The sequence below is a fragment of the Pseudomonas sp. LBUM1678 genome (assembly GCF_059695575.1).
In genome coordinates this window covers 523,898-548,033 of sequence record NZ_CP166775.1, presented here as the reverse complement: position 1 = coordinate 548,033, position 24,136 = coordinate 523,898, and the positions used below count along the sequence as shown (strand labels likewise).

Genomic DNA, 24,136 nt, shown 5'->3' with positions numbered 1-24,136 from the left:
GACAAAAGAGCCGAGCTCAAGTGAACCGGCCCACGCCAGTAAAAACCGATAACTTCTTTCTGCTGATCTTCCGTGCACTGCGCCACCGCCGTGTACCGATTGCATTGCGCATTGCCAGCCATAACGTGATCCTGGTCGCTCTGGCCCTGGTGATCTATGCCTGTGTGATGGGTTTGCAGTTCAAGCAGGCCATGCACGAGCAGGCGGATGCGCTGGGCGAAAGCCTGACCACGCAGACCGCCACCTCCGCCACGGAGCTGTTGGTGTCCAACGACATCCTCAGCCTCAACGTGCTGCTCAACAACCTGACCAAAAACAAGTTGGTGGCCCACGCCGCCATCTACAGCGTGGATAACCGCATCCTCGCCGAAGCCGGTCAACGTCCCAAGCACAGCTTGCTGGGCGAAGCCGAGGGCATGTACCAGAGCAAAATCACGTTCCAGGACGTGACCGCCGGGCAACTGCGCATCAGCCTGGACATGGATCAGTTCCAGCAGCCGATGACCATCAGCCTGCAAAGCATGGGCATTTTGAGTGCGATTCTGCTGGCCCTGTCCTTGGCCTTGAGCCTGCGCCTGGGTCGGCACATCTCCACGCCGTTGCTGCAACTGCGCGTGTGGCTGCGCAATATCGACGAATACACCCCGGCCACCGAGCGTCAGGACGAGATCGGCGACCTGGCCCGTCAGCTGCACGCCAATTTCGCGCCGGAGCCGGCCGAACCGGAACCCGTGCCTGAGCCGGAATACGACGAAAGCGAATACGAAGACGCCGACGATAACGAGCCGACCTTCGAAGTGCGCAACCTGCGTGATCCGAGTTTCGATGAAACCAAGCCTGTCGCCGGCCTCAAGCCTGCGCCACGGCGCAGTGTCAGCACCGTTGAAGATGACGATGATGACGATGCATTTGCCGATTTGCGTGATGAATCGGCCGACGCTGCGCCTAAGCCGGTAGCAAAACCGGTGGTCTCTAACGTGCCACAGCACAGCGCCGTCCTGGCCGTGCAACTGGGTGCTCAAGATCAACTGCGCCGTCTGCCTCGTACACGCCTGGAAGAATTGCTCAAACGCTATCGCGATTGCCTCGACCAGGCTGCGTCACTCTATGAGGGTGAGCTGCATAGCCTGAACGATGGCAGCACGCTGATGGTGTTCCACACCGAAGACAGCGGCGACGACTACCTGACCAACGCGATCTGCTGCGGTGAGCTGTTGCGAGCGCTGGGCCATCAGTTGCAGATCGAAGTCGCGGACAGCGGCATCACCCTGCAATTGCAGCTGGGCCTGACACTGGGTGACGAGTTGTTCGGTCTGAGCCAGATCGACCTGCTGCTGACCGAAGCCGCTCAGGATGCCCTGGCCTTGTCGCAACACAGCCGCAATCTGCTGCTGGTGGAGCGTAAGATCAGTGACGACGCGCTGATCCGCCAGCGTGCGCGGATCCGCCCGATTGCCAGCCCTGAGGGTGCTTGTTGTGTGGAGCGGTTGATGGAGCCTTATCCGTCGATGCTTGAGCGGCAACTGGCGCGGATGCATGAGCGTCGGGCGTAAATAGCCCCGTTACAAAGAAGCCCGCACACGCGTGATCGTCTGCGGGTTTTTTGTTGCCTGTTCTGGCCCCATCGCCAGCAGGCTGGCTCCCACATTGGATCTTTGGCATACACATGGCCCCTGTGGGAGCCAGTCTGCTGGCGATGGGGCCGGGACAGGCAATGAGATTCCACCCAGCAGAAACAACAAAGCCCGCATCTCTGCGGGCTTTGTGTTGAATCAATCCAGGCTTAGAACCTGAACACTTCCATATCGGTGCGAATCGGTGAAGCCATCGGAATCTTCGGCTGCTTTTCCTGTTCCGCCGCCGGAGCCACTGGCTTGGCAGCCGGTTTTTTTGGCGCTTCGGCAATCGGTGGCTGGTTAGCCAGTGGCTTGAGCGCTACCGACAACTGCTCGGCCAGACGCTGCAGCAACACACCCTGTGCCTGGACCTGAGCCGCCGTACCGCCAGCGTGCTGTTCCTGCAGGTGAATGATGCGGTTATCGCGAACCTGGCCACGACGGTCGATCAGACGCCATTGCGCATCCAGGATCGCTGGCTGCGATTCGCCCGAGTCCAGGCGAGTAATCGTCATCAGTACCTGAACATCCGGCGTGAAGCCGGCGGTTGCAGGCGCCAGCACAACGCGCTGGCTGTCCAGATGACCCGCTACCTGACGCAGCAATAGCTGATCGATGTCGGAAGACAAGCTACCCGCCCAACGACCGTCAAGCGATGCCTGCAAACTGCCATCGGGCTGTCGCTGCAACAACGTTTCGCGTTGCAGGTAATCCGCAACTGTTACCGGGCCCAGCAAAACCGCCATGCCCGCGCTTTGCGCAGGCTCAGCCGGACTTCCGCTGTCCAGCTGGTACAGCGACACCGGTTGGTGAACGCTGCAACCCGCCAGGCCAAGAACGCCGGCGAGCATCAAAATAAAAGGAAGGCGCAGAGCAGTCATCGTCCCATCCAGGTGGTTGCCACAAGGCTAGCCACAGTGAAAATACTCAATAAATATGAAGAACGCTCGGCCACGCCGGCGCTTGAAAGGCCATATCATCCGTGAATATGCGTTCCGACTCCAGCGCCAATGCGTCGATCTACGCGTTAAATCGTAGATCGAGCGCTCTAGGACGCTTAATTGAGGTTTTCGACGAGCAGCGCATCGACCCGCTGGAAGCCACGTGGCAGTTTGTTACCACGACGCCCACGCTCACCTTTGTAGTGTTCGAGGTCGTCCGCTTTCAGCGACAACGTACGTTTTCCGGCCTGCAGCACCAGCGTGGCGCCATCCGGCAGTACGGCGATGTCTGTGACATATTCTTCGCGGCTGGCCACACGCTCACCGTTAATCCCGATGATCTTGTTGCCTTTGCCCTTACCTAATTGTGGCAGATCGCTGATCTTGAAGATCAGCAGGCGACCTTCGGTGGTCACCGAGGCCAACCAATTGTTCTCGCGGTCCGTCACCGGGCGCGGAAGAATGACCTTCGAGTTGTTCGGCAAGCTCAACAACGCCTTGCCGGCCTTGTTCTTGGCTTGCAGGTCTTCACCCTTGACCACGAAGCCGTAGCCGGCGTCGGAGGCGATCACGTACAGCGAATCGTCTTCCGGCATCAGCACGCATTCGAAGGTCGCCCCTGGCGGCGGCGTCAGACGGCCGGTCAGCGGTTCGCCCTGGCCTCGGGCCGATGGCAGCGTGTGCGAAGGCACCGAATAGCTGCGACCGGTGGAGTCGATGAACACCGCAAACTGGTTTGAACGACCCGGCGCCAAGGCCTTGAAACCATCCCCGGCCTTGTAGGAAAGCCCGGTGGCGTCGATCTCATGCCCCTTGGCAGAACGAACCCAGCCTTTTTCCGACAGCACGACGGTCACTTTCTCGTTCGGCAGCAGATCGTGCTCGGTCAGGGCCTTGGCTTCAGTGCGCTCGACGATTGGCGAGCGACGGTCGTCGCCGTAGGTTTCGGCGTCCTTGATCAGCTCGGTACGCACCAGTTTTTTCAGCTTGGCTTCGCTGCCCAGCAGGGCTTGCAGCTTGGCCTGTTCCTTGAGCAGTTCATCCTGCTCGGCGCGCAGCTTCATTTCTTCCAGTCGCGCCAACTGACGCAAACGGGTGTCGAGAATGTAGTCGGCCTGGATTTCGCTCAGGGCAAAGCGCGCGATCAGAGCGGCTTTCGGGTGTTCCTCAGTACGGATGATGTGAATCACTTCATCCAGGTTGAGGTAGGCAATCAGCAAACCGTCCAACAGGTGCAGACGACGCTCAACCTTATCGAGGCGGAATTGCAGACGACGCCGCACAGTGTTGACGCGGAACTCCAGCCATTCCACCAGCAGCGCACGCAGGTTTTTCAGCTGCGGCTTGCCGTCCAGACCGATGATGTTGATGTTGACCCGGTAGCTCGACTCCAGCTCGGTGCTGGCAAACAGGTGTTGCATCAGCGCGTCGTGGTCAAAGTTTTTCCGCGCGCCCGGAATGATCACGATCCGGCATGGGTTTTCATGGTCGGATTCGTCGCGCAGGTCAGCGATCTGCGGGGCCTTTGACGGTTTGGCCTGCATCATCGCAGCGATCTGTTCCAGCACCTTGGCACCAGAGACCTGATGCGGCAGCGCGGTGACGATGATGTCGCCGTCTTCGATGTGGTACACGGCGCGCATACGCACCGAGCCTTTGCCGGTTTCGTACATTTTCAGCAGATCGGCGCGGGGGGTGATGATTTCCGCTTCGGTCGGGTAATCCGGGCCTTGGATGTGCTCACAGAGCTGTTCGACCGTGGCTTTGGGCTCATCGAGCAAACGCACGCACGCCGTCGCGACTTCACGCAGGTTGTGCGGCGGTACGTCGGTGGCCATGCCCACGGCGATGCCGGTGGTGCCGTTGAGCAGGATGTTCGGCAAACGTGCAGGCAACACCAGCGGCTCGTCGAGGGTGCCGTCGAAGTTCGGGCCCCAGTCCGCGGTGCCCTGGCCCAGCTCGCTGAGCAGCACTTCGGAATAACGCGACAGCCGCGCTTCGGTATAACGCATGGCGGCGAAGGACTTGGGATCATCCGGCGCACCCCAGTTACCCTGGCCGTCGACAAGCGTGTAGCGGTAACTGAACGGCTGGGCCATCAGGACCATGGCTTCGTAGCAGGCCGAGTCGCCGTGCGGGTGGAACTTACCGAGCACGTCACCGACGGTACGCGCCGACTTCTTGTGCTTGGAATCGGCGTCCAGCCCCAACTCGCTCATCGCATAGATGATGCGCCGCTGTACCGGTTTCAGGCCGTCGCCGATATGCGGCAAGGCACGGTCCATGATCACGTACATGGAGTAGTTGAGGTAGGCATTTTCGGTGAAGTCAGCCAGTGACCGGCGTTCTACACCGTCCAGGCTGAGATCAAGGGAGTCGCTCATGCGGGCCTCATCGGTTCGTTGTCTGGCGCAGCAGCATGGTGCCACCGCGCTGGGTAAATTCAAGTTTGTTCAGCGCGCTCATACCGAGCAGCACTTGCGTGCCATCCAGGCCTGGCACGACGATGGCGCGCACATCACGCAGCACAATGTCGCCCAGTTGCAGCCGGTCGACGCGGGTTCGATAACCCTCGGTGCGACCATTGGCCGTGCTCAGGGTCACCCCGAAGCCTTTTTCCAGTTTCAACCGTTCTGCCATTTCCGCCGGAATCGCCACATCGGTCGCCCCGGTATCCAGCATGAAATCAACCGGCTGGCCGTTGATCTGGCCACTGGCGACGAAGTGGCCCTGGGTGTTGCTGGCCAGTTTCACTTCAATAAAACCTTCGCTCTGTTCAGAGCTGACGACCACATTGGGATTTTGCTGCCGATCTTCCCATTGACCGAAAAACCGTGTCGCCAGAAACAGCGCCGCGCACCAGGCCAGCACCATGAACACCCGGCCGGCGCGTTTCCCCGGCGTCTGCTGGCTCACGGCTTGGCACTCCAACCACCTTCAGGCGCAGCGAAGCGCCAGACAACCGGGCGAACCTCGCCATCGGCGCGGGCATCGTTATTGTTGTCGGTGCCGACCCAGGCACCCTCGGCGTCGACAATCAATGCTTCGGTCAGACCAAACGGATTTTGATAGCGTCGGTGTTCCTGCAAGGCTCCATCGGCAAACGACCAGCAGCGCTCGACCTTGGCCGTCACCGGGTCACGGCGGCAGATCTGGTAAGCGTTGCGTTCAAGCGTAAACAGCTTGCCGTTGAACAGCGACAGGTCGGCAAAGTCCCGAGTCACGGCTTTGGCCCGTGGAAACTGTGCCGGCTGCATGTCTTTCCCCGCTTCGCTCAGCAACACGCAGCCACCGTCGCAATCCCACACCGTCTGTTTGCGCTTGATCAGCAGCAAGCCACGGCTTTGACGCTCGGCGGCGAGCCACAATTGATCGCCCGCCGGGTTGATCGCCAGCCCCTCGAACAGCGCATTGAATTGCAACAGCATGCCGCTGGCCCGCGCTTCGCGGACCAGCATCGGCGAGATCTTCAGCCAGGACGAAGGCCCTACGGGCGGCACTTGCAGGACCGCAGCATGGGACTCGCTGACGATGTAGCGATTACCGGCGCTGTCGCACGTGATGCCTTCAAAATCCAGGTCCCCGCCCCGTACAAACGATGCGACCCAGGCCCGCGAACGCAATCCCCAGGGCAAACCGCTGTCCGGCACCGGAGGTACGCCGATGCCCACGGTTTCGGCCTGCCAGACCGTGTCCCGGGTATCAAGCCGGTAGATCTGATCATCGTCGCGATCGGAGATCGTCCACAGGTCCTTGCCACACTGGGCCAACCCCGACAGGTTACCGCCGCGCATGCCGTCGACGGGATGCTCGGACAACAGGCGCAACTCCGGTGCCGGTTCGGCAAACGCCGAAACGGAAGTCAGAAGTAACGCAAATGCCAGGGCAAAGCCAACCCGCATCAGCCAAGAACCTCGGCGAGGTTGCCTTTGGATTCCAGCCAGGACTTGCGATCGCCGGCGCGTTTCTTCGCCAGCAACATGTCCATCATTTCTGCGGTTGCGTCGTAATCTTCCAGCGTCAGCTGCACCAGACGCCGAGTGTTCGGGTCCATGGTGGTTTCGCGCAGCTGCGGCGGGTTCATTTCACCCAGGCCCTTGAATCGGGTGACCTGCGGCTTGCCGCGTTTCTTCTCGGCCACCAGACGATCGAGAATGCCATCGCGCTCGGCGTCATCGAGGGCGTAGTAAATCTCTTTACCCAGGTCGATGCGGTACAGCGGTGGCATCGCAACGTAGACGTGACCGGCATCCACCAACGGACGGAAATGCTGGACGAACAAGGCGCAGAGCAAGGTGGCGATGTGCAGACCGTCGGAGTCGGCGTCGGCGAGGATGCAGATCTTGCCGTAGCGCAGCTGGGCGATGTCCGCCGAACCCGGATCGACACCGATGGCCACGGCGATGTTGTGCACTTCCTGACTGGCCAGCACTTCGCCGCCATCGACTTCCCAAGTGTTCAGAATCTTGCCGCGCAATGGCAGGATCGCCTGGAATTCTTTGTCCCGCGCTTGTTTGGCCGAACCGCCGGCGGAATCACCTTCCACCAGGAACAGCTCGGAACGCATCGGGTCCTGCCCGGCACAGTCTGCAAGCTTGCCCGGCAGTGCCGGACCCGCCGTGATGCGCTTGCGCTCGACCTTCTTGCTGGCCTTTAGACGACGGCCGGCGTTGTTGATCGCCAGTTCCGCCAACAGCATGCCGGTTTCCGGGTGGGCGTTGAGCCACAGGCTGAACGCATCTTTGACCACACCGGAAACGAAAGCCGCCGCTTCACGGGACGACAGGCGTTCTTTGGTCTGGCCGGAAAATTGCGGCTCCTGCATCTTCATCGACAGCACGAAAGCGATGCGCTCCCAGACGTCTTCCGGCGCCAGCTTCACACCGCGCGGCAGCAGGCTGCGGAATTCGCAGAACTCGCGCATCGCATCGAGCAAGCCCTGACGCAGACCGTTGACGTGCGTACCGCCCTGCGCCGTAGGGATCAGGTTGACGTAGCTTTCCTGCACGCTGTCGCCACCTTCCGGCAACCACAGCAGCGCCCAATCGACCGCTTCCTTGTTACCGGCCAGGCTGCCGCAGAACGGCTCGTCCGGCAGACGCTCGAAGCCGTTGACCGCGTCGACCAGGTAGGAGCGCAGGCCGTCTTCGTAATGCCATTCGACTTTTTCGCCGGTGGCCTTGTCTTCAAAACTGACCAGCAGTCCCGGACACAGAACAGCCTTGGCCTTGAGCACGTGTTTAAGGCGGCTGATGGAGAATTTCGGCGAATCGAAATACTTCGGGTCCGGCGCGAAGAACACGCTGGTGCCGGTGTTGCGCTTGCCGACGGTGCCGATTACTTCCAGATCGGTTTTCTTGTAACCGTCGGCGAAGGTCATCTGGTATTCGTTGCCGTCACGCTTCACGCGCACCCGGACTTCGGTCGACAAGGCGTTGACCACCGAAATACCCACCCCGTGCAGACCGCCGGAGAACTGGTAGTTCTTGTTGGAAAACTTGCCACCAGCATGAAGCTTGGTGAGGATCAGCTCGACGCCCGACACACCCTCTTCCGGATGAATGTCGACTGGCATGCCACGGCCGTCATCGCTGACTTCCAGGGAGTGGTCGGCGTGCAGGATGACCTGCACCGACGTCGCGTGCCCGGCCAAGGCTTCGTCGACGCTGTTGTCGATGACTTCCTGGGCGAGGTGGTTCGGCCGACTGGTGTCGGTGTACATGCCGGGGCGTTTGCGCACCGGGTCGAGGCCCGAGAGGACTTCGATGGCGTCTGCGTTATAAGAGCTAGCGCTGGGAGTGGCCATGGGGTCTCGTCGTCCGCCTGTAAAAAGTGTTCTGTGAAAAAGAGTGTTCTGTGAAAAAGAGGCGACAGATCACAGTGCTGTGAAATCGATCGCCTGATACAAATCTGCGCCGATACCGGCAAAACTCAGCATTGCCGGAAGTTGCGCGGCAAAACCCTGGAAACTATGGTCGCCGCCGGCCTGGATGCGCAAGGCACAGGCGCGGTAATACTGCTGGGCGAGGCGATAGTCCAGCGTTTCGTCGCCGGTCTGCAACCACACCTGAAACCGCTGCGGATCCCGGGGCGCCGGCACTTCCAGCTCGGCCAAGGCCGTCACGTGGTCGTGGGTCAATTCCCAGGCCTCATCGGTATACAGGTTTTTCTGCGTCCCCAGGAACCCGTCGAACATCCGGTGCGGACTGACGGCAGGGTTGATCAACAGGGCCTTGAGGCCATGGCGCTCCGCCAGGTGAGTCGCATAGTAGCCGCCGAGTGAGCTGCCGACCAGCAGTGGCCGCCCCAGCTCTTCAATCGCCTGCTCCAGCTGACCGATGGCTTCGCGCGGATGGTGATGCAGGGCCGGAACGCGCAATTGATCGCTCAAACCCAGCCGTTCCATCACGTGCACCAGCTGCGTGGCCTTTTTCGATGAAGGTGCGCTGTTGAAACCGTGGATATAAAGGATCGAACCGGACATTTGAACTCCCTGTGCGTCGGGTAAAGAAGGCGGAGTTTACAGGGAGTCGGGGGAATCGGGGATATAGGCAGGAATCAGGTTGCCCAAACGGACGCCATCGCGAGCAGGCTCGCTCCCACAGGTGACCGAGTTGTCCAGACGGACGCGGCCCAATGTGGGAGCTTGCTCGCGATGAACGATAACGCGGTTTATCTGGAAAATTTATGCTGGATCGACATTATCCAGCGCCCGATTCACCGCCAGTTCGGCCAGCATGACTATCTGTTGAATCGCCATCGCCGTATGCCGGTCCGGCCCATGCAGGCGCGCGGCAAAATCACTGGCCATGACACTCGCCGACGCCAGGGATTCACAGGAATGGGCTAAAAGGCTTTCCGTGTCCATTTCGGGGACGATCATGAACATCGTGCTGGGTTTGCGGGCGGGGGGATTGGGGGTTGGTTTGAACATGGTAGTACTCCAGAGGAAGAGTGGAGCCACTTACAAATTACCGCGAAGCAATTTGGGTGGCAGCTGTACGCAGGTTCGCGGACCGATCCTCTGGCAACTCGGCATACCCGAAGGTATCCCGCGCACAGCCGCCATGACACGAAACGACAGACAGCCGAAAGCGCTGTCGTTAGGCGGGGGCGATTATGCCTGAGAAAACGGGCCGCGAAGCCCGATCGCTGAATGTGTCAGCGACAGGCAAAAGGCTAGAGAAGCCGCGTCTGACGGGCAACCTGAAAACTTCGTGGGAAGGTTCTGAAATTTTTGCTGACCATTAAACAGCGTCGCCGGTGAGGCCGCCTTCGCGGGCAAGCCTCGCTCCTACAGGGGAATTTTGTACATCCGCAAGATATTGGTCGGCTGTCAGGCCGCCATCGCTGGCAGGCCAGCTCTCACAGTGGAATTTTGTACATCAGCAAGATATTGGTCGGCTGTCAGGCCGCCTTCGCTGGCAGGCCAGCTCCCACAGGGGAATTTTGTACATCAGCAAGATATTGGTCGGCTGTCAGGCCGCCTTCGCTGGCAGGCCAGCTCCCACAGGGGAATTTTGTACATCCGCAAGATATTGGTCGGCTGTCAGGCCGCCATCGCTGGCAGGCCAGCTCCCACAGGGGAATTTTGTACATCCGTAAGATATTGGTCGGCTGTCAGGCCGCCATCGCTGGCAGGCCAGCTCCCACAGGGGAATTTTGTACATCAGCAAGATATTGGTCGGCTGTCAGGCCGCCTTCGCAGGCAAGCCAACTCCCACAGGGGAATTTTGTACATCCGTAAGATATTGGTCGGCTGTCAGGCCGCCTTCGCAGGCAAGCCAGCTCCCACAGGGATTTTGTACATCCGCAAGATATTGGTCGGCTGTCAGGCCGCCATCGCAGGCAAGCCAGCTCCCACGGGATTTTGTACATCAGCAAGATATTGGTCGGCTGTCAGGCCGCCATCGCTGGCAGGCCAGCTCTCACAGTGGAATTTTGTACATCCGCAAGATCTTGGTCGGCTGTCAGGCCGCCTTCGCGGGCAAGCCTCGCTCCTACAAGGGCCCGGCGTACATGCTTTTCACCACTCAATAGGCCGAGCGTTAGCTCGCCTGCTTTTGATTTTGATCTGCCCGCCCCTTCGGGAGGCTGAGTGGAGGTGTTCATCCGGGGAGTGGCGCGTAGCGCCGTTCGACGCAGTCGAACACGCTGCATGTAGGTGCAGCGAAGCCAACCGGAGGGCAGTGTCCCCGGATGGATACCGGAGCGAAGGAACGCCGAGCCTTAGCGAGGGGCTGGACGCTTGGGGCGAGCGTTTTTTTTGCTTACTTTTTTTAGGCGCTTGTAAAAAAAGTGAGTCGCCGTAAGGGCGAAACCCTAAGTGGCCGTTACCGCAGGAATGGATATGTACCCGATCAACCACAACATGGTCGGCCCACAGGCCGCCAAGTTCACAACCGTCAGTAACCGTTGGACCCGTAATCAACCTGGAAATCAAACCCGGCAACCCGCTCAACGCCAGTTTCAATCTGCCCATCCGGCAACAACCGCAACCACCGATACCCCGGCGCCTGCTCCCCAACCTTGAAATCATCACTCCCCGGCTCAAACTGAATGCAAGTCGAAGGCGAAGCAATCAACCGCACACCATTGCGATCCCAATCAACCTCCTGATGCACATGCCCCCACAACACCGCACGCACCTGCGCAAAGCGATCCAGCACCGCAAACAACGCCTCAGGATTACGCAACCCGATCGGCTCCATCCACGCACAACCAATCGACACCGGATGATGGTGAAAACACACCAAATGATGCCGCTCAGGCGCCTCACTCAGCGAACGAGCCAACAACTGCAACTGCTCATCCTGCAAATACCCCGGCACCGACCCCGGCACCGCCGAATCCAGCAAAGTGACCCGCCAGTTACCGACATCCACCACCGGCTCCAGCAACGCGCTATGCACAGCCGCCTCGGCCATGATTCGCGGTTCATCATGATTGCCAGGAATCCAGCGCGCCGGCGCATCGAGCTGCCGGGTCAGGTCGCGAAACTGCTGATAAGACTCCAGCGTCCCGTCCTGAGACAAATCACCGCTGGCAACAATCAGATCAATCTGCGGCTGCTGAAGGCGCACCAGCTCAATGACCTTCTGCAGGCTGTCCCGGGTATTCATGCCCAGCAACGTCCCGTCCGCTTCGGCAAACAGATGACTGTCGGACAGTTGCACCAGCAACGCCGAATCGGCGGTGGTCAATGTGGATACGCTCGGCAAGGCGTTCTCCCAGGCTGAATCACGGGATTGGATGAGTGCCGCAATTATGCTGGGGGACGATCAAAAGGGGAAACCTGTGAACCTGACGCAGTTCACACTCAGCGCACAACGGCGTACTCATGCCCACACGCCAGACAATGGCTCAGCCACTCACCCAGGAACATATTCAACTGGGCCTTTTCGTCCGGCTGATGCATTGAGGCATTCGGGTAAGGATAGACGCCGCGAAAGCGTCGTGCATGTTCGGCGCTGACCACTTCGGCCATGCACGCATCGTGATAGACCTGCACTTCCAGTTGCGGCACCGGCAGCCACGGCAGGCTGTGTTCCTGGCGCACTTGCAGGGTCGTGGTGTACGGACAGACCTGCAGCACCTCGAGGGCCAGCACGCCGAGCATCTGGTCACCGTGGGTCACGGCAATGCGCCGGGCCTCCGGTTCGTTGCGCATGTCCGGCAGCAGTCGCATCAGGCGCGCGTAGTTGGCCTCGCAAGCGGCTTGCAGCCCGACGAGGTCCACCCGATAGCGATCGCGCAACTTGTTTACGACCATAGCCCCCTCACTTCAGCGCGGTTCAAAGCTAACCATTGCAAGGCAATGATGCTGGCCGCGTTGGCAATTCGTCCGTCGCGTACGGCCTGCAGGGCATCTTCGAACGCCCAGACCGTGACGCGGATATCTTCTGCTTCTTCCTCCAGCCCATGCAGGCCGCCGACTCCGGTGCTATCGCAACGCCCCAGGTACAAATGTACAAATTCGTTGCTGCCGCCCGGCGATGGAAAGTATTTGGTCATCGGCCAGAGCGCCCCGAACACAAGCCCAGCTTCCTCCTGCGCTTCGCGGTGAGCAACTTCTTCCGGTACTTCATCCTTGTCGATCAGACCGGCGACCAACTCTATCAGCCACGGGTTGTCGGTCTTGCCCATGGCGCCGACGCGAAACTGCTCGATCAGCACCACTTCATCGCGCTGCGGATCGTACGGCAGCACGCACACCGCATCGTGGCGAACAAACACTTCACGATTGATCTCGCGACTCATGCCACCGGCAAACAACTCGTGGCGCAAGTGCACACGATCGAGCTTGTAGAAGCCCTCGTAGCACTTTTCGCGCCGAACGATATCAACGGCGGTCGGAATGGCGTTGGCAAAATCAGTCATGACTATCCTCTTTACTGCAAATCCGTTACGAGGCTCCTTTTTGTTACGTACAACCTCGACTTCGCGCCATCCTAACGCGCTCGCGCCGTTTGATGCAGCCCCTTTCCCGTCAGCGGGATAGACGGTGAGGGCGAAACCAACTCTAATTAGCTTAGTGGCGAACTGACTGCTTTGTTGAGAGTCGAAGCGGATAACTTTTTGCCTTTCCCAGTTTTATGAAGGACACCCATGTCACTTTTTAAAATCGCCTCCGTGGCCGCAATCGCCCTGACCCTGGGCGCCTGCCAGAGTTTGTTCCAACCCAACTACCGGGCGCCGCTGGAAACCACCCGCGACGCCTCCGAAACATTGAAACCGGGTTGCACGACACCTGAATGCCCGCTGGTGAACATCGATACGCTACGCTTCCCGGACGAGCCTCAGCTGGACGGCATTATCGAAAAACGCCTGCTGCAAATGACCCGCACCTCGCCTGATGCCCCTGCGGCACCGACGCTGGCGGCCTATCGCGATGAGTTTTTGCGCACCGCCGGCCCGCGCAACAGCAGCTACCTGCAAGCCAAAGTACGCGAGCAGCATGACGGCTTGGTGATCGTCGAATTTTCCAGCTACCTGGACACCGGCGGCGCGCATGGCACGCCGGGTCGCAGTTTCATCAACTATTCGCGCCAGCAGCATAAAGTGCTGACCTTGTCCGACATGTTGGTACCGGGGCAGGAAGAGGCATTCTGGAAAGCCGCGCAAGTGGCGCACAACAGCTGGCTGATCAGCACCAAGCTCGATCAGGAACCGGAGTTCGTGAAGCAGTGGCAATTCCAGAAAACCCAGAACGTGGCGCTGACCTACGGCGGGGTGATCCTCAAGTACGAAACCAGCACCATCGCGCCTTACGCGCTGGGCCATGTCGAACTGAAGATCCCTTACCCACGCCTGAACGGCATTCTCAAGCCCGAGCTGTTTCCCGGCCGTAACTGAAGGCCCGGCCCAGCACCAGCTGAAGCAGCCCTGCCAGAATCAACGACGGCAGGGTTGCGCCGATGTCTGGATACAGATTCGCCAGCAAGTGATAAGTGCTCACCCCGCCCAACCAGGCGAGCAACGCCGGCCAGCGCAACGCGGCTGACGCCACTTGGCTCCTGCGTTTGCGCAGGATGAAGTGATCCACCAGCACCACGCCGAACAGCGGCGCAAACACCGAGCCGATCAACAGCAGAAAATTTTGATACTGGGCCAACGGCGCCAGGCACGCGATCAGCGTGCAGACCACGCCGATGGCCAGCGCCAGGTGCTCGACTTTCAGGCGCAACAGAATCCCGCTGGAAACCGCCGCCGAGTGAATGTCGGCGAAGGCGTTTTCCGACTCGTCCAACAGAATCAGCAACAGCGGAATCCCCAGACCGGCACCCGCCAATGCCAACAGCAAGGCATTCACTTCACCGCTCGGCGCAAACGCCAGGGTGTACGCCACGCCAAGGCTCATCAGCCAGAAGTTACCGATAAAGAAACCAATCGCCGTGCCGCCGAACACGTTTTTCGCACGCTTGCCGAAGCGTGAGTAGTCGGCAATCAGCGGCAGCCACGACAGCGGCATGGCGATGGCAATGTCGAAGCCCACGGCAAACGGCATGGAGCCGTCACCGGCCTGCGCCCACAATGCAGGCAGATCGGCTTTGGCGAACAGGTTCCAGGTCAGCCAGATGCATGCGGCCAGCAGCAGCCAGATGCCCCATTTGCGCAGGATCTGCCGCACGAAGGTCAACGGACCGCTGACCGCCAGCAAAGTCGCCAAGCCACCGAAGAACAAGGTCCAGAGCAGCGGGTTCGACAGCAGACTGCCTTCGCTGAACGCACGGGCGCCGAGCAGGCTGGCCGCGTCGCGCATGACGATGATTTCGAACGAACCCCAGCCAATCAGTTGCAGCAAGTTCAGCACGGCCGGCAGGCTCGCGCCGCGTTTGCCGAGGCTGAGTTTGAGCGCGGCCATCGACGACAGGCCCGTGTCACTGCCGATCACGCCGACGGCGGCCAGCAGCAGAACGCCGACCAGCGTGCCGAGGAAAATTGCCAGCAGCGAGCCGGACAAGCCCAGGCCTGGCGCGAGCAGTGCGCCGGTCTGCAGCACCATCAGGCCGATGCCGAGTGAGAACCACAGGGAAAACAGATCGCGACCGCCGAAGACACGCTTGTCGATTGGCACCGCGATGTCAGGGGAGTAAGTGCTGGGTTGAATGCTCAAGGGTGTTATCTCAGAGGGACATTTGTTGTTGTGTAGATCGCTATCGCCAGCAGGCTGGCTCCCACAGGGGACATGTGAACGCCACAGATCCAATGTGGGAGCCAGCCTGCTGGCGATGGGGCCTGTGCAGGCCCCACCCTTTCAGGTCAGATCAAACCTTCTTGTACAGCTGACTGCCTTCCTGCTTGAACCGCTCGGCCTGTTCCGCCAATCCCTGGGCGACTTCGGCGTCGACGGTTTCGATCCGCTGGTTGGCCGCGTATTCGCGGACTTCCTGGGTGATTTTCATCGAGCAGAATTTTGGCCCGCACATGGAGCAGAAGTGCGCGACCTTGGCCGAATCCTTCGGCAGGGTTTCATCGTGATACGAACGCGCGGTGTCCGGATCAAGGCCCAGGTTGAACTGGTCTTCCCAACGGAATTCAAAACGCGCCTTGCTCAAGGCATTGTCGCGAATCTGCGCACCCGGATGCCCCTTGGCCAGATCGGCAGCGTGTGCGGCGATCTTGTAGGTGATGATCCCGGTCTTCACGTCATCCTTGTTCGGCAGGCCCAAGTGCTCCTTCGGCGTCACGTAGCAAAGCATGGCGCAACCGAACCAGCCGATCATCGCCGCACCGATACCGGAGGTGATGTGGTCGTAACCCGGCGCGATGTCCGTGGTCAGCGGGCCGAGGGTGTAGAACGGCGCCTCGTCGCAGCATTCCAGCTGCTTGTCCATGTTCTCTTTGATCAACTGCATCGGCACGTGGCCAGGGCCTTCGATCATGCATTGCACGTCGTGCTTCCAGGCGATTTTGGTCAGTTCGCCGAGGGTTTCCAGCTCACCGAATTGTGCGGCGTCGTTGGCGTCGGCAATCGAGCCCGGACGCAGGCCATCGCCCAGCGAGAAGCTGACGTCGTAGGCCTTCATGATTTCGCAGATGTCTTCGAAATGGGTGTAGAGGAAGTTCTCTTTGTGATGCGCCAGGCACCACTTGGCCATGATCGAACCGCCACGGGAGACGATGCCGGTCACGCGCTTGGCGGTCAGCGGCACGTAGCGCAGCAATACGCCGGCGTGGATCGTGAAGTAGTCGACGCCCTGCTCGGCCTGTTCGATCAGCGTGTCGCGGAACAGCTCCCAGGTCAGGTCTTCGGCAGCGCCACCGACTTTCTCCAGGGCCTGGTAGATCGGCACCGTACCAATCGGCACCGGCGAGTTACGGATGATCCACTCGCGGGTTTCGTGAATGTGCTTACCGGTGGACAAGTCCATGACCGTGTCCGAACCCCAGCGAATGCCCCAGGTCAGTTTCGCCACTTCTTCTTCGATGGACGAACCCAGTGCGCTGTTGCCGATGTTGCCGTTGATCTTCACCAGGAAGTTACGGCCGATGATCATCGGTTCCAGTTCGGTGTGGTTGATGTTCGCCGGAATGATTGCGCGACCGCGGGCGATCTCGTCACGGACGAATTCGGGAGTGATGATTTTCGGCACGCTGGCGCCGAAGCTGTGACCGGCGTGTTGCTGGTCCAGCAGCCCGGCGGCGCGGGCCACTTCGAGCTTCATGTTTTCGCGGATGGCGACGTATTCCATCTCGGCGGTAATGATGCCTTTGCGGGCGTAGTGCATCTGGCTGACGTTGGCCCCGGCCTTGGCGCGGCGCGGGTTATTCACATGGGCGAAACGCAGCTTGGTGAGTTCGGCGTCGGCGAGGCGTTCCTGGCCGAAGTTCGAGCTCAGGCCGGGCAGGCGTTCGGTGTCGCCACGGGATTCGATCCATGGCGAACGCACATCGGCCAGGCCTTTGCGCACGTCGATGATGACGTTGGGGTCGGTGTACGGGCCCGAGGTGTCGTACACAACGACAGGCGCGTTGATCTCGCCGCCGAAGTCGGTCGGGGTTACGTCGAGGCTGATTTCGCGCATCGGCACGAGGATGTCCGGACGGGAGCCCTGAACATAGATTTTTTGCGAGCGGGTAAACGGTTGAACCGATTGTTGATCGACTTGGGCCGAGTCACTCAGGTTCGTAGTGTTTTTTAGTTTTATCGTCATCACGGGCTCTCCAGACAGCATCCAGGCAGTGGAATTTTGTCGGAGCGAACCTGTAACGAATGGACGCGACCAATCAGCCGTAACGAAGCCGTTGGTGCTGTGCTCAGTGCTCGAGGGGTGTTCGATTGTCGAACAACATCCCGGACGAAGCACAAGAGGACTCGCCGGGTGACGAGAAATCTTGTTCCCTACGCAGGCGCTAACCTGATCAGGTTCAACGGGATCCGAAATTATTCGATCTCAGCCTCATAGCAAGGCACCCCGACAAGAACCCGGCCAGTCTAGACACAACTGGCAAAGAACGCCAACACCGCGGTAAACACCATGATGAATGGCGCAATTACAGGATTGTTGCCGCACGCAGGCGCAACTACACTCGCCGAGCCATGCTGCGCCTTGACGCTGTATGGGCCGCGCCGTAGCCTTGGCGCTCAAATTATCAGCGTAATTTTTAGGGATGGCCACATGCTGCGCAAACTCTCACTGGCCCTTGCCGTGTCTTGTGCGTCCAATGGAATGGCATGGGCAGCAGAAGCGCCCTTATCGACCAAAACCGATCTGGTCAGCGTCTACCAGGAAGCGGTGGACAACAACGCCGACCTGGCTGCCGCCCGCGCTCAATATGGTGCCCAGAAAGAGGTGGTACCTCAGGCTCGCGCCGGGCTGTTGCCCAATCTTTCGGGCGGCGCTGAACTGGCCAACGTGCGCACTGCAATCGATCAGCCATCGGCCACCGCCAACCGTAACGCTCACTCGTATCAAGCGACGTTGGCTCAACCCTTGTTCCGCGCCGATCGCTGGTTCCAGTTCCAGGCCGCCAAAGACGTCAACGAGCAGGCCGCGCTGCAACTCTCGGCGACCGAGCAAAACCTGATCCTGCAAACGGCCGACAGCTACTTCAACGTCTTGCGTACCCAGGACAATCTGGCCTCGACCAAGGCTGAGGAAGCCGCGTTCAAACGCCAGCTCGATCAGTCCAACGAACGCTTTGACGTCGGCCTTTCGGACAAGACCGACGTGCTGCAGTCGCAAGCCAGTTACGACACCGCACGTGCCAATCGCATCGTCGCGCAGCGCCAGGTGGATGATGCGTTCGAAGCCCTGATCACCCTGACCAACCGTCAGTACAATTCGATCTGGGGCATTTCCCATACCTTGCCGATCCTGCCGCCCGCACCGAACGACGCCAAGGCCTGGGTCGATACGGCCGCCAGACAGAACCTCAATCTGCTGGCCAGCAACTACGCCGTCAGCGCCGCCGAAGAAACCCTCAAGCAACGCAAGGCCGGCCATGCGCCGACCATCGATGCCGTGGCGAAGTATGAGAAAGGTGACAACGATGCGCTGGGGTTCAGCAACCCGAACGCTTTCGGCCAACCGTACAAAGGCAACGTCGAGCAGACGTCGGTTGGGCTGCAACTGAACATCCCGATCTACAGTGGCGGCCTGATCAACTCCCAGGTGCGCCAATCGTATGCACAACTGGACCAGTCCGAGCAGCAACGTGAATCCCTGCGCCGGCAAATCGTCGAGAGCACGCGCAACCTGCACCGCGCGGTGAACACCGACGTCGAGCAGGTACAGGCGCGCAAGCAGTCGATCATCTCCAACCAGAGCGCGGTGGAAGCGACCGAAATCGGTTATCAGGTGGGGACGCGCAATATCGTCGACGTGCTGGATGCGCAGCGTCAGCTGTACACCTCGGTGCGCGACTACAACAACACGCGCTACGACTACATCCTCGACAACCTGCGCTTGAAGCAGGCCGCCGGCACGTTGAACCCGGGGGACTTGCAGGACCTGGCGCGCTATCTCAAGGCCGACTACAACCCGGACAAGGACTTCCTGCCGCCGGATCTGGCCAAGGCTGCGGCGGCGCAGTTGAAGGCGAATCCTCCCCAGTAAAAGGTAAACCTGTGGCGAGGGAGCTTGCTCCCGCTGGGCTGCGAAGCAGCCCCGGCATTCTGCCAGTCACGTCGCAATTGCAGGTTTCACGACTGCTTCGCAGCCGAGCGGGAGCAAGCTCCCTCGCCACAGGTGTCAAGTCAGTTAATCAACCGCCCCAACCCATCCAGCAGCCGCTGCAACGCGCCCTGATTGGTGCGCATCACTTTCAATCCCGCTTCCGCCATTCGTTGCGCATCGCGCGGCAATTCGAACAGTCGCTGTATCGCCAGCGCCAGGCCCTCGGCATCTTCTACTTCCTGCAACGCACCAGCGCTGCGCAATTGCGCGGCGATTTCGAGGAAGTTAAACAGGTGCGGCCCGCTCAGCACCGGTTTGGCCAGCGCCGCCGGTTCAAGCAGGTTATGCCCGCCGTTCGGCACCAGGCTGCCGCCGACAAACGCGCTGTCTGCCAGGGCGTAGAGAAACAGCAACTCACCCATGGTGTCGCCCAGCAACACCGAGGTATCCGTCGTGACTGGCTCGCCGGAAGAACGACGCACCGTGGTGAACCCCTGCTGCTGGCACAACTCGAACACCGAGTTGAAACGCTCCGGATGCCGCGGCACCAGAATCAGCAAGGCATCGGGATGATTGGCGAGCAACTGACGATGGGCCGCCAGCACCACTTCGTCTTCACCTTCGTGGGTACTGGCGGCTATCCACACCGGACGTTCCTGCGCCTGCCATTGCGCGCGCAATTCGGTGGCACGCAGCAGCAGTTGCGGATCAATCGTCAGATCAAACTTGATTGAGCCGGTCACTTCGACGGTGTCCGCACGCGCACCCAAGTCACGGAAGCGCTGAGCCTCGGCTTCGGTCTGCACCGCGAACAGGCTCATCTCGGCGAGCATCGGCTGGGTGAGTTTTCTGAAGCGGCCATAACCCTTGGCCGAACGCTCGGACAATCGCGCATTGGCCAACGCCACCGGAATCCCGCGCTTGGCGCATTGATGGATGTGGTTGGGCCAGAGTTCGGTCTCCATGATCACCGCCAGTTTCGGCTGGACCCGATCAAGGAATCTCGCCGCAGCGCACGGCAAGTCGTAAGGCAAATAGCAGTGCTGGATGCGCGGCTCGTTGGCAAACAATGCGTGGATGCGTTCCGAACCGGTCGGGGTCATGCAGGTCACGGTAATCGGCAGCTGTGGATAACGTTGCAGCAAGGCGCGAATCATTGGCGCCGCGGCAATGCTTTCACCCACGGATACCGCGTGTACCCAAATGCCGCCCGATTTCATCACCGGCAAGCCAAAGGAAAAACGTTCTCCAATGCGCTTGGCATACGCTGGCGCCTTGCGCGAACGCAGCCACAGTCGAATCGCTACCAATGGCAGCCCCAGGTAAAACAGCGCGGTGTAGAGAGTTCTATTCATGGCGGCGGAGTTTATCGGTTTTTTCGCCGATCGCCTGCAAGTGCACGGCAAAACGTTCAGCCAGCCAGCGAGCCGCCGGGCCGAGGGGCTCGTCGCGACGCCAGACCAGTTCGACGACCAGCGCCGGCGGGGTCCATTCGCTGTCCAGTTCGACCATCAGATCCTGATACGCCGGGTATTGCACCACGTGTCGCGGCAGCCAGGCCCAGCCGAGGCCGCGCACCAGCCATTCAGCCATCACGTAGAAACTGTCGGCACGCCAGACCTGCGGGCTGGCCGGCTCGCTGCCGGGGTAGACGCTGGACTGGGTCGACATCAGCAACTGACGATGCTGCGCCAGTTCCCGACAATCAACCTGTGCCTGTTTCGCCAGCGGATGACCGACGCCGCACACGGTGACCATTTCGACGCTACCCAGCACCCGACGCTCCAGCGCTTCGGGTATCTGGTCGTGATAAAACAGCAGCCCCAGATCGGCCCGACGCTCCACCAGTTTGCGCGCCACATCTCCTTGGGCAGCGCTGGTCAGCTGCACTTCAACGCTGGGAAATTTTTCGGCCAGGGCTGCAAAGCTTTCGATGATCGGCTGATAGGGCATCGCCTCATCCTGAGCCACGCGCAAACGCGCCTCCTGGCCACGCATCATCGCCAGTGCCCGACCGTTCAGGCGTTCGCACTGACGCAAGACTTCCCGCGCCTCTTCCAGCAAGGCATTGCCGGCCTCGGTGAGCTTCGGCTGACGACCGCTGCTGCGATCGAACAGGCTGACGCCAAGGTCTTCTTCCAGCAGCGCAATCGAACTGCTGACCGCCGACTGCGCCTTGCGCTGACCCCGCGCCACGGCGGAAAACGAACGCTGCTCCGCTACGCTGACAAACAAGCGCAGTTGCTCCAGATTCCATTGCATGTTGGCCAACCCATCTTCAGAACAGATAGGTAATGACTTTACCGCATCTGGCGAATCTCTAAAATGCCGAACTCAGACAGCAACACTTCACACGAGGATGCACCTATGACCGCTTACTACTACCTGGCCATTGCCATCTGCGCCGAAGTGATCGCGACCGTTTCGATGAAAGCCGTCAAAGGCTTCAGCACCCCGCTGCCGCTGATTCTGGTGATTGTGGGTTACGGCATTGCCTTCTGGATGCTGACCCTGGTGGTGCGCAGCGTTCCGGTGGGTGTGGCTTATGCGGTGTGGGCCGGCATGGGGATCGTGATGGTCAGCGTCGCGGCGCTGTTTATCTATGGGCAGAAACTGGATGTGCCGGCGATGTTGGGGATGGCTTTGATTGTGCTGGGCGTCGTCGTCATCCAGCTCTTCTCCAAAACCGCGGGGCACTGACTGACACCCCCAATCCCCTGTGGCGAGGGAGCTTGCTCCCGCTCGACTGCGAAGCAGTCGTAAATAGCCTGATGCGGTTTATCGGAATAACCGCATCTTTAGATTTTGGGGCCGCTTCGCGACCCAACGGGAGCAAGCTCCCTCGCCACGGGTCCTGCGTATAGCCTCTGTTGAGAGGCAATAAAACCTCCAATCTATGAGTCTGTATACTGCGCCCTCGTCTTGAACACTGAGGTCGCTGCATGCCATCCGTTATTTCCACCGACGTTCTGATTGTCGGCGCTGGTGTCGCCGGCCTCTGGCTGAATGCGCGCCTGCGCCGCCAGGGTTTTTCGACCGTGCTGGTGGAAAGCGCCAGCCTCGGCGGCGGGCAGAGTGTGAAATCCCAGGGCATCATCCACGGCGGCGCCAAGTACGCGCTGCACGGCGCCCTGACCGGGGCCTCGGAAGCCATCGCCGACATGCCGCGCCGCTGGCGTGAAGCCTTGGCCGGCGACGGTGAGCTTGATTTGTCCGGCGTGCGCCTCCTGTCCGAAGCCCATTACCTTTGGTCCCCCGGCACCCTCGCCGGCAACCTCACCAGTTTCTTCGCCAGCAAAGCGGTGCGCGGCCGTGTCGATCAGGTCAAGGGCGACCAACTGCCGCCGGCCCTGCAAGACAAGCGCTTCAAGGGCAAGGTTTACCGATTGGCGGAACTGGTGATCGACGTGCCGAGCCTGATTCAGCGCCTGGCCGATCTGGCCGGTGATGGCCTGCTCGCCGGCCAGAAGATCGAACCATTGCTGGAAGGCGGCGTGCTGGTGGGCCTGAAAGTCGACGAGCGCGAGATCCGCGCCCAGCGCATCGTGCTCAGCGCCGGTGCCGGCACCGCGTCGCTGCTCGAAGCACTGGGGCTGAGCCAGCCCGCCATGCAGCGCCGACCGTTGCACATGATCATTGCCAAAGGCCCAAGCCTCAAACCGCTGTACGCCCACTGCCTCGGCGGTGGCACCAAGCCGCGCATCACCGTGACCACCCATCCGGCCGCCGATGGCCAATGGGTCTGGTACATGGGCGGCGACATCGCCGAAGCCGAAGGGGTTGCCCGCGAACCTGCCGAGCAAATCGCCACCGCGCAGAAAGAGCTTGGGCAGTTGCTGCCATGGATCGACCTGAGCACCGCGCAATGGGCCACCTTGCGCGTGGATCGCGCCGAACCGCTGCAATCGGGACTGACCCGCCCTGACAATGCGTTCCTTGCCGAAGAAGGCCGACTGCTGGTCGGCTGGCCAACCAAACTGGCGCTGGCACCGGACTTCGCCGATCGGGTCATGACGTCTTTGCAGCGCGACGGCATTCAGCCAAGCCATCCGGCGCCGCTGCCCGACCTGCCAAAACCACCGATTTGCATTCCAGCCTGGGAGCAACTGCTGCCGTGAGCCAACCGACCCTGCACGATCTGCATCGCCCCTTGGGCAGCACCGGCCTGCTGGTTTCACCGCTGGGCCTGGGCACGGTCAAGCTTGGCCGCGATCAAGGCGTGAAATACCCCAACGGTTTCCAGATTCCCGGCGATGACGAAGCGCGCATGTTGCTCAACCTCGCGCGCAACATGGGCATCAACCTGATCGACACCGCCCCGGCCTATGGCCGCAGCGAAGAACGCCTCGGGCCGTTGCTGCGGGGTCAGCGTCAGGAGTGGGTGATCGTCAGCAAGGTCGGCGAAGAGTTTGCCGACGGCCAGTCGAGCCACGATTTCAGCGCCGCTCATACACGACTGTCAGTGGAGCGCAGCCTGCAACGCCTGGATACGGATTTTATCGACCTGGTGCTGGTGCACTCCGACGGCAACGACCTGGCAATCCTCAATGACAGCGAAGTCTACGCGACCCTCGCTGCGCTCAAGGCCGAAGGCAAGATTCGCGGCTTCGGTTTTTCCGGCAAAACCGTCGAAGGTGGTTTGAAGGCTCTGGAACAGGGTGATTGCGCCATGGTCACCTACAATCTGAACGAACAGAGCGAGAAGCCAGTCATTGACTATGCTGCTGCTCACGGTAAAGCCATTCTGGTCAAAAAAGCCCTCGCCAGCGGTCACGTCTGCCTGAGTCCGGGCGTGGACCCGGTGCGCGCCAGCTTTGAGTTGTTGTTTGAGCACCCGGGTGTTGCCAGTGCTATTGTCGGGACCATCAATCCGCTGCACCTCGCCCACAACGTCGCGACCGTTGCCCAGGTCCTACGTAGAAACTGATGCCGCCCACGCGGCCTTAAGCAGGAGCCG

General features: G+C 60.5%; 19 protein-coding genes, 1 pseudogene and 1 riboswitch. Of the genes and pseudogenes, 6 read left to right on the top strand and 14 right to left on the bottom strand.

Annotated features, from left to right (window positions below; all coding sequences use genetic code 11):
- The first annotated feature begins 20 nt into the window (after positions 1–20).
- Positions 21–1,553, top strand: coding sequence for an AhpA/YtjB family protein (locus tag ACA070_RS02465; protein WP_497449903.1), 1,533 nt, complete (start codon positions 21–23; stop codon positions 1,551–1,553).
- 230 nt (positions 1,554–1,783) lie between these two features.
- On the opposite strand, the gene ACA070_RS02460 is transcribed toward ACA070_RS02465, so the two are convergent.
- The 10 genes and pseudogenes from ACA070_RS02460 to ACA070_RS02415 all read right to left on the bottom strand — a co-directional run bounded on the left by ACA070_RS02460 (position 1,784) and on the right by ACA070_RS02415 (position 12,937).
- A complete protein-coding gene (locus ACA070_RS02460; protein ID WP_497449902.1) occupies positions 1,784–2,497 on the bottom strand; it encodes a PqiC family protein in 714 nt (237 codons plus the stop codon).
- Positions 2,498–2,673: 176 nt separating this feature from the next.
- Entirely contained in the window at positions 2,674–4,941 is a 2,268-nt protein-coding gene (parC, locus tag ACA070_RS02455; RefSeq protein ID WP_131058790.1) for a DNA topoisomerase IV subunit A, read from the bottom strand.
- Between the two features lie 7 nt (positions 4,942–4,948).
- Positions 4,949–5,473, bottom strand: a complete 525-nt coding sequence (locus tag ACA070_RS02450; RefSeq protein WP_497449901.1) for a retropepsin-like aspartic protease family protein — start codon at positions 5,471–5,473, stop codon at positions 4,949–4,951.
- Positions 5,470–6,459, bottom strand: coding sequence for an esterase-like activity of phytase family protein (locus ACA070_RS02445; protein WP_497449900.1), 990 nt, complete (start codon positions 6,457–6,459; stop codon positions 5,470–5,472). The genes ACA070_RS02450 and ACA070_RS02445 overlap by 4 nt, the downstream gene beginning before the upstream one ends.
- On the bottom strand, positions 6,459–8,363 hold the full coding sequence (gene parE / locus ACA070_RS02440; protein ID WP_497449899.1) for a DNA topoisomerase IV subunit B: 1,905 nt from the start codon (positions 8,361–8,363) through the stop codon (positions 6,459–6,461). Before parE ends, ACA070_RS02445 begins: the two co-directional genes overlap by 1 nt.
- Before the next feature lie 69 nt (positions 8,364–8,432).
- On the bottom strand, positions 8,433–9,041 hold the full coding sequence (locus tag ACA070_RS02435) for a YqiA/YcfP family alpha/beta fold hydrolase (protein ID WP_497449898.1): 609 nt from the start codon (positions 9,039–9,041) through the stop codon (positions 8,433–8,435).
- 201 nt (positions 9,042–9,242) lie between these two features.
- Positions 9,243–9,461, bottom strand: a pseudogene (locus tag ACA070_RS02430) (DUF6124 family protein); the annotation flags it as partial.
- A gap of 1,501 nt (positions 9,462–10,962) precedes the next feature.
- Positions 10,963–11,778 carry a 3',5'-cyclic-AMP phosphodiesterase gene (gene cpdA, locus ACA070_RS02425; RefSeq protein ID WP_497449897.1) on the bottom strand — a complete coding sequence of 272 codons (816 nt, stop codon included), beginning with the start codon at positions 11,776–11,778 and terminating at the stop codon, positions 10,963–10,965.
- 98 nt (positions 11,779–11,876) lie between these two features.
- A complete protein-coding gene (locus ACA070_RS02420; RefSeq protein ID WP_131058783.1) occupies positions 11,877–12,329 on the bottom strand; it encodes a DUF1249 domain-containing protein in 453 nt (150 codons plus the stop codon).
- Positions 12,320–12,937 carry an NUDIX domain-containing protein gene (locus tag ACA070_RS02415; protein WP_131058782.1) on the bottom strand — a complete coding sequence of 206 codons (618 nt, stop codon included), beginning with the start codon at positions 12,935–12,937 and terminating at the stop codon, positions 12,320–12,322. The genes ACA070_RS02420 and ACA070_RS02415 overlap by 10 nt, the downstream gene beginning before the upstream one ends.
- A 228-nt stretch (positions 12,938–13,165) precedes the next feature.
- Between ACA070_RS02415 and ACA070_RS02410 the strand changes: the two genes are divergently transcribed.
- Entirely contained in the window at positions 13,166–13,912 is a 747-nt protein-coding gene (locus tag ACA070_RS02410; RefSeq protein WP_497449896.1) for an RsiV family protein, read from the top strand.
- Here ACA070_RS02410 and cytX read toward each other — a convergent pair.
- Both cytX and thiC read right to left on the bottom strand, forming a co-directional pair.
- Positions 13,881–15,173 carry a putative hydroxymethylpyrimidine transporter CytX gene (cytX, locus tag ACA070_RS02405; protein WP_497449895.1) on the bottom strand — a complete coding sequence of 431 codons (1,293 nt, stop codon included), beginning with the start codon at positions 15,171–15,173 and terminating at the stop codon, positions 13,881–13,883. The genes ACA070_RS02410 and cytX overlap by 32 nt on opposite strands.
- A gap of 151 nt (positions 15,174–15,324) precedes the next feature.
- Entirely contained in the window at positions 15,325–17,214 is a 1,890-nt protein-coding gene (thiC, locus tag ACA070_RS02400; RefSeq protein ID WP_416740561.1) for a phosphomethylpyrimidine synthase ThiC, read from the bottom strand.
- Positions 17,215–17,382: 168 nt separating this feature from the next.
- Positions 17,383–17,488, bottom strand: a riboswitch (TPP riboswitch).
- Positions 17,489–17,679: 191 nt separating this feature from the next.
- On the opposite strand from thiC, the gene ACA070_RS02395 reads away from it, so the two are divergent.
- On the top strand, positions 17,680–19,119 hold the full coding sequence (locus ACA070_RS02395; RefSeq protein ID WP_497449894.1) for a TolC family outer membrane protein: 1,440 nt from the start codon (positions 17,680–17,682) through the stop codon (positions 19,117–19,119).
- Between the two features lie 140 nt (positions 19,120–19,259).
- On the opposite strand, the gene waaA is transcribed toward ACA070_RS02395, so the two are convergent.
- Together waaA and ACA070_RS02385 are read right to left on the bottom strand one after the other, a co-directional pair.
- Positions 19,260–20,534 (bottom strand): lipid IV(A) 3-deoxy-D-manno-octulosonic acid transferase, encoded by a 1,275-nt coding sequence (gene waaA / locus ACA070_RS02390; protein WP_497449893.1) that lies wholly within the window; start codon positions 20,532–20,534, stop codon positions 19,260–19,262.
- A complete protein-coding gene (locus ACA070_RS02385) occupies positions 20,527–21,441 on the bottom strand; it encodes a LysR family transcriptional regulator (protein ID WP_497449892.1) in 915 nt (304 codons plus the stop codon). The genes waaA and ACA070_RS02385 overlap by 8 nt, the downstream gene beginning before the upstream one ends.
- Before the next feature lie 105 nt (positions 21,442–21,546).
- Here ACA070_RS02385 and ACA070_RS02380 point away from each other — a divergent pair, with 105 nt between their 5' ends.
- From ACA070_RS02380 to ACA070_RS02370, 3 genes are all read left to right on the top strand, one after another.
- Entirely contained in the window at positions 21,547–21,879 is a 333-nt protein-coding gene (locus tag ACA070_RS02380) for a DMT family transporter (protein ID WP_008027887.1), read from the top strand.
- A 242-nt stretch (positions 21,880–22,121) separates the two neighbouring features.
- Positions 22,122–23,297, top strand: a complete 1,176-nt coding sequence (locus ACA070_RS02375; protein WP_497449891.1) for an NAD(P)/FAD-dependent oxidoreductase — start codon at positions 22,122–22,124, stop codon at positions 23,295–23,297.
- Complete coding sequence (locus tag ACA070_RS02370) at positions 23,294–24,106, top strand: aldo/keto reductase (protein ID WP_497449890.1); 813 nt, start codon at positions 23,294–23,296, stop codon at positions 24,104–24,106. Before ACA070_RS02375 ends, ACA070_RS02370 begins: the two co-directional genes overlap by 4 nt.
- Positions 24,107–24,136: the final 30 nt, after the last annotated feature.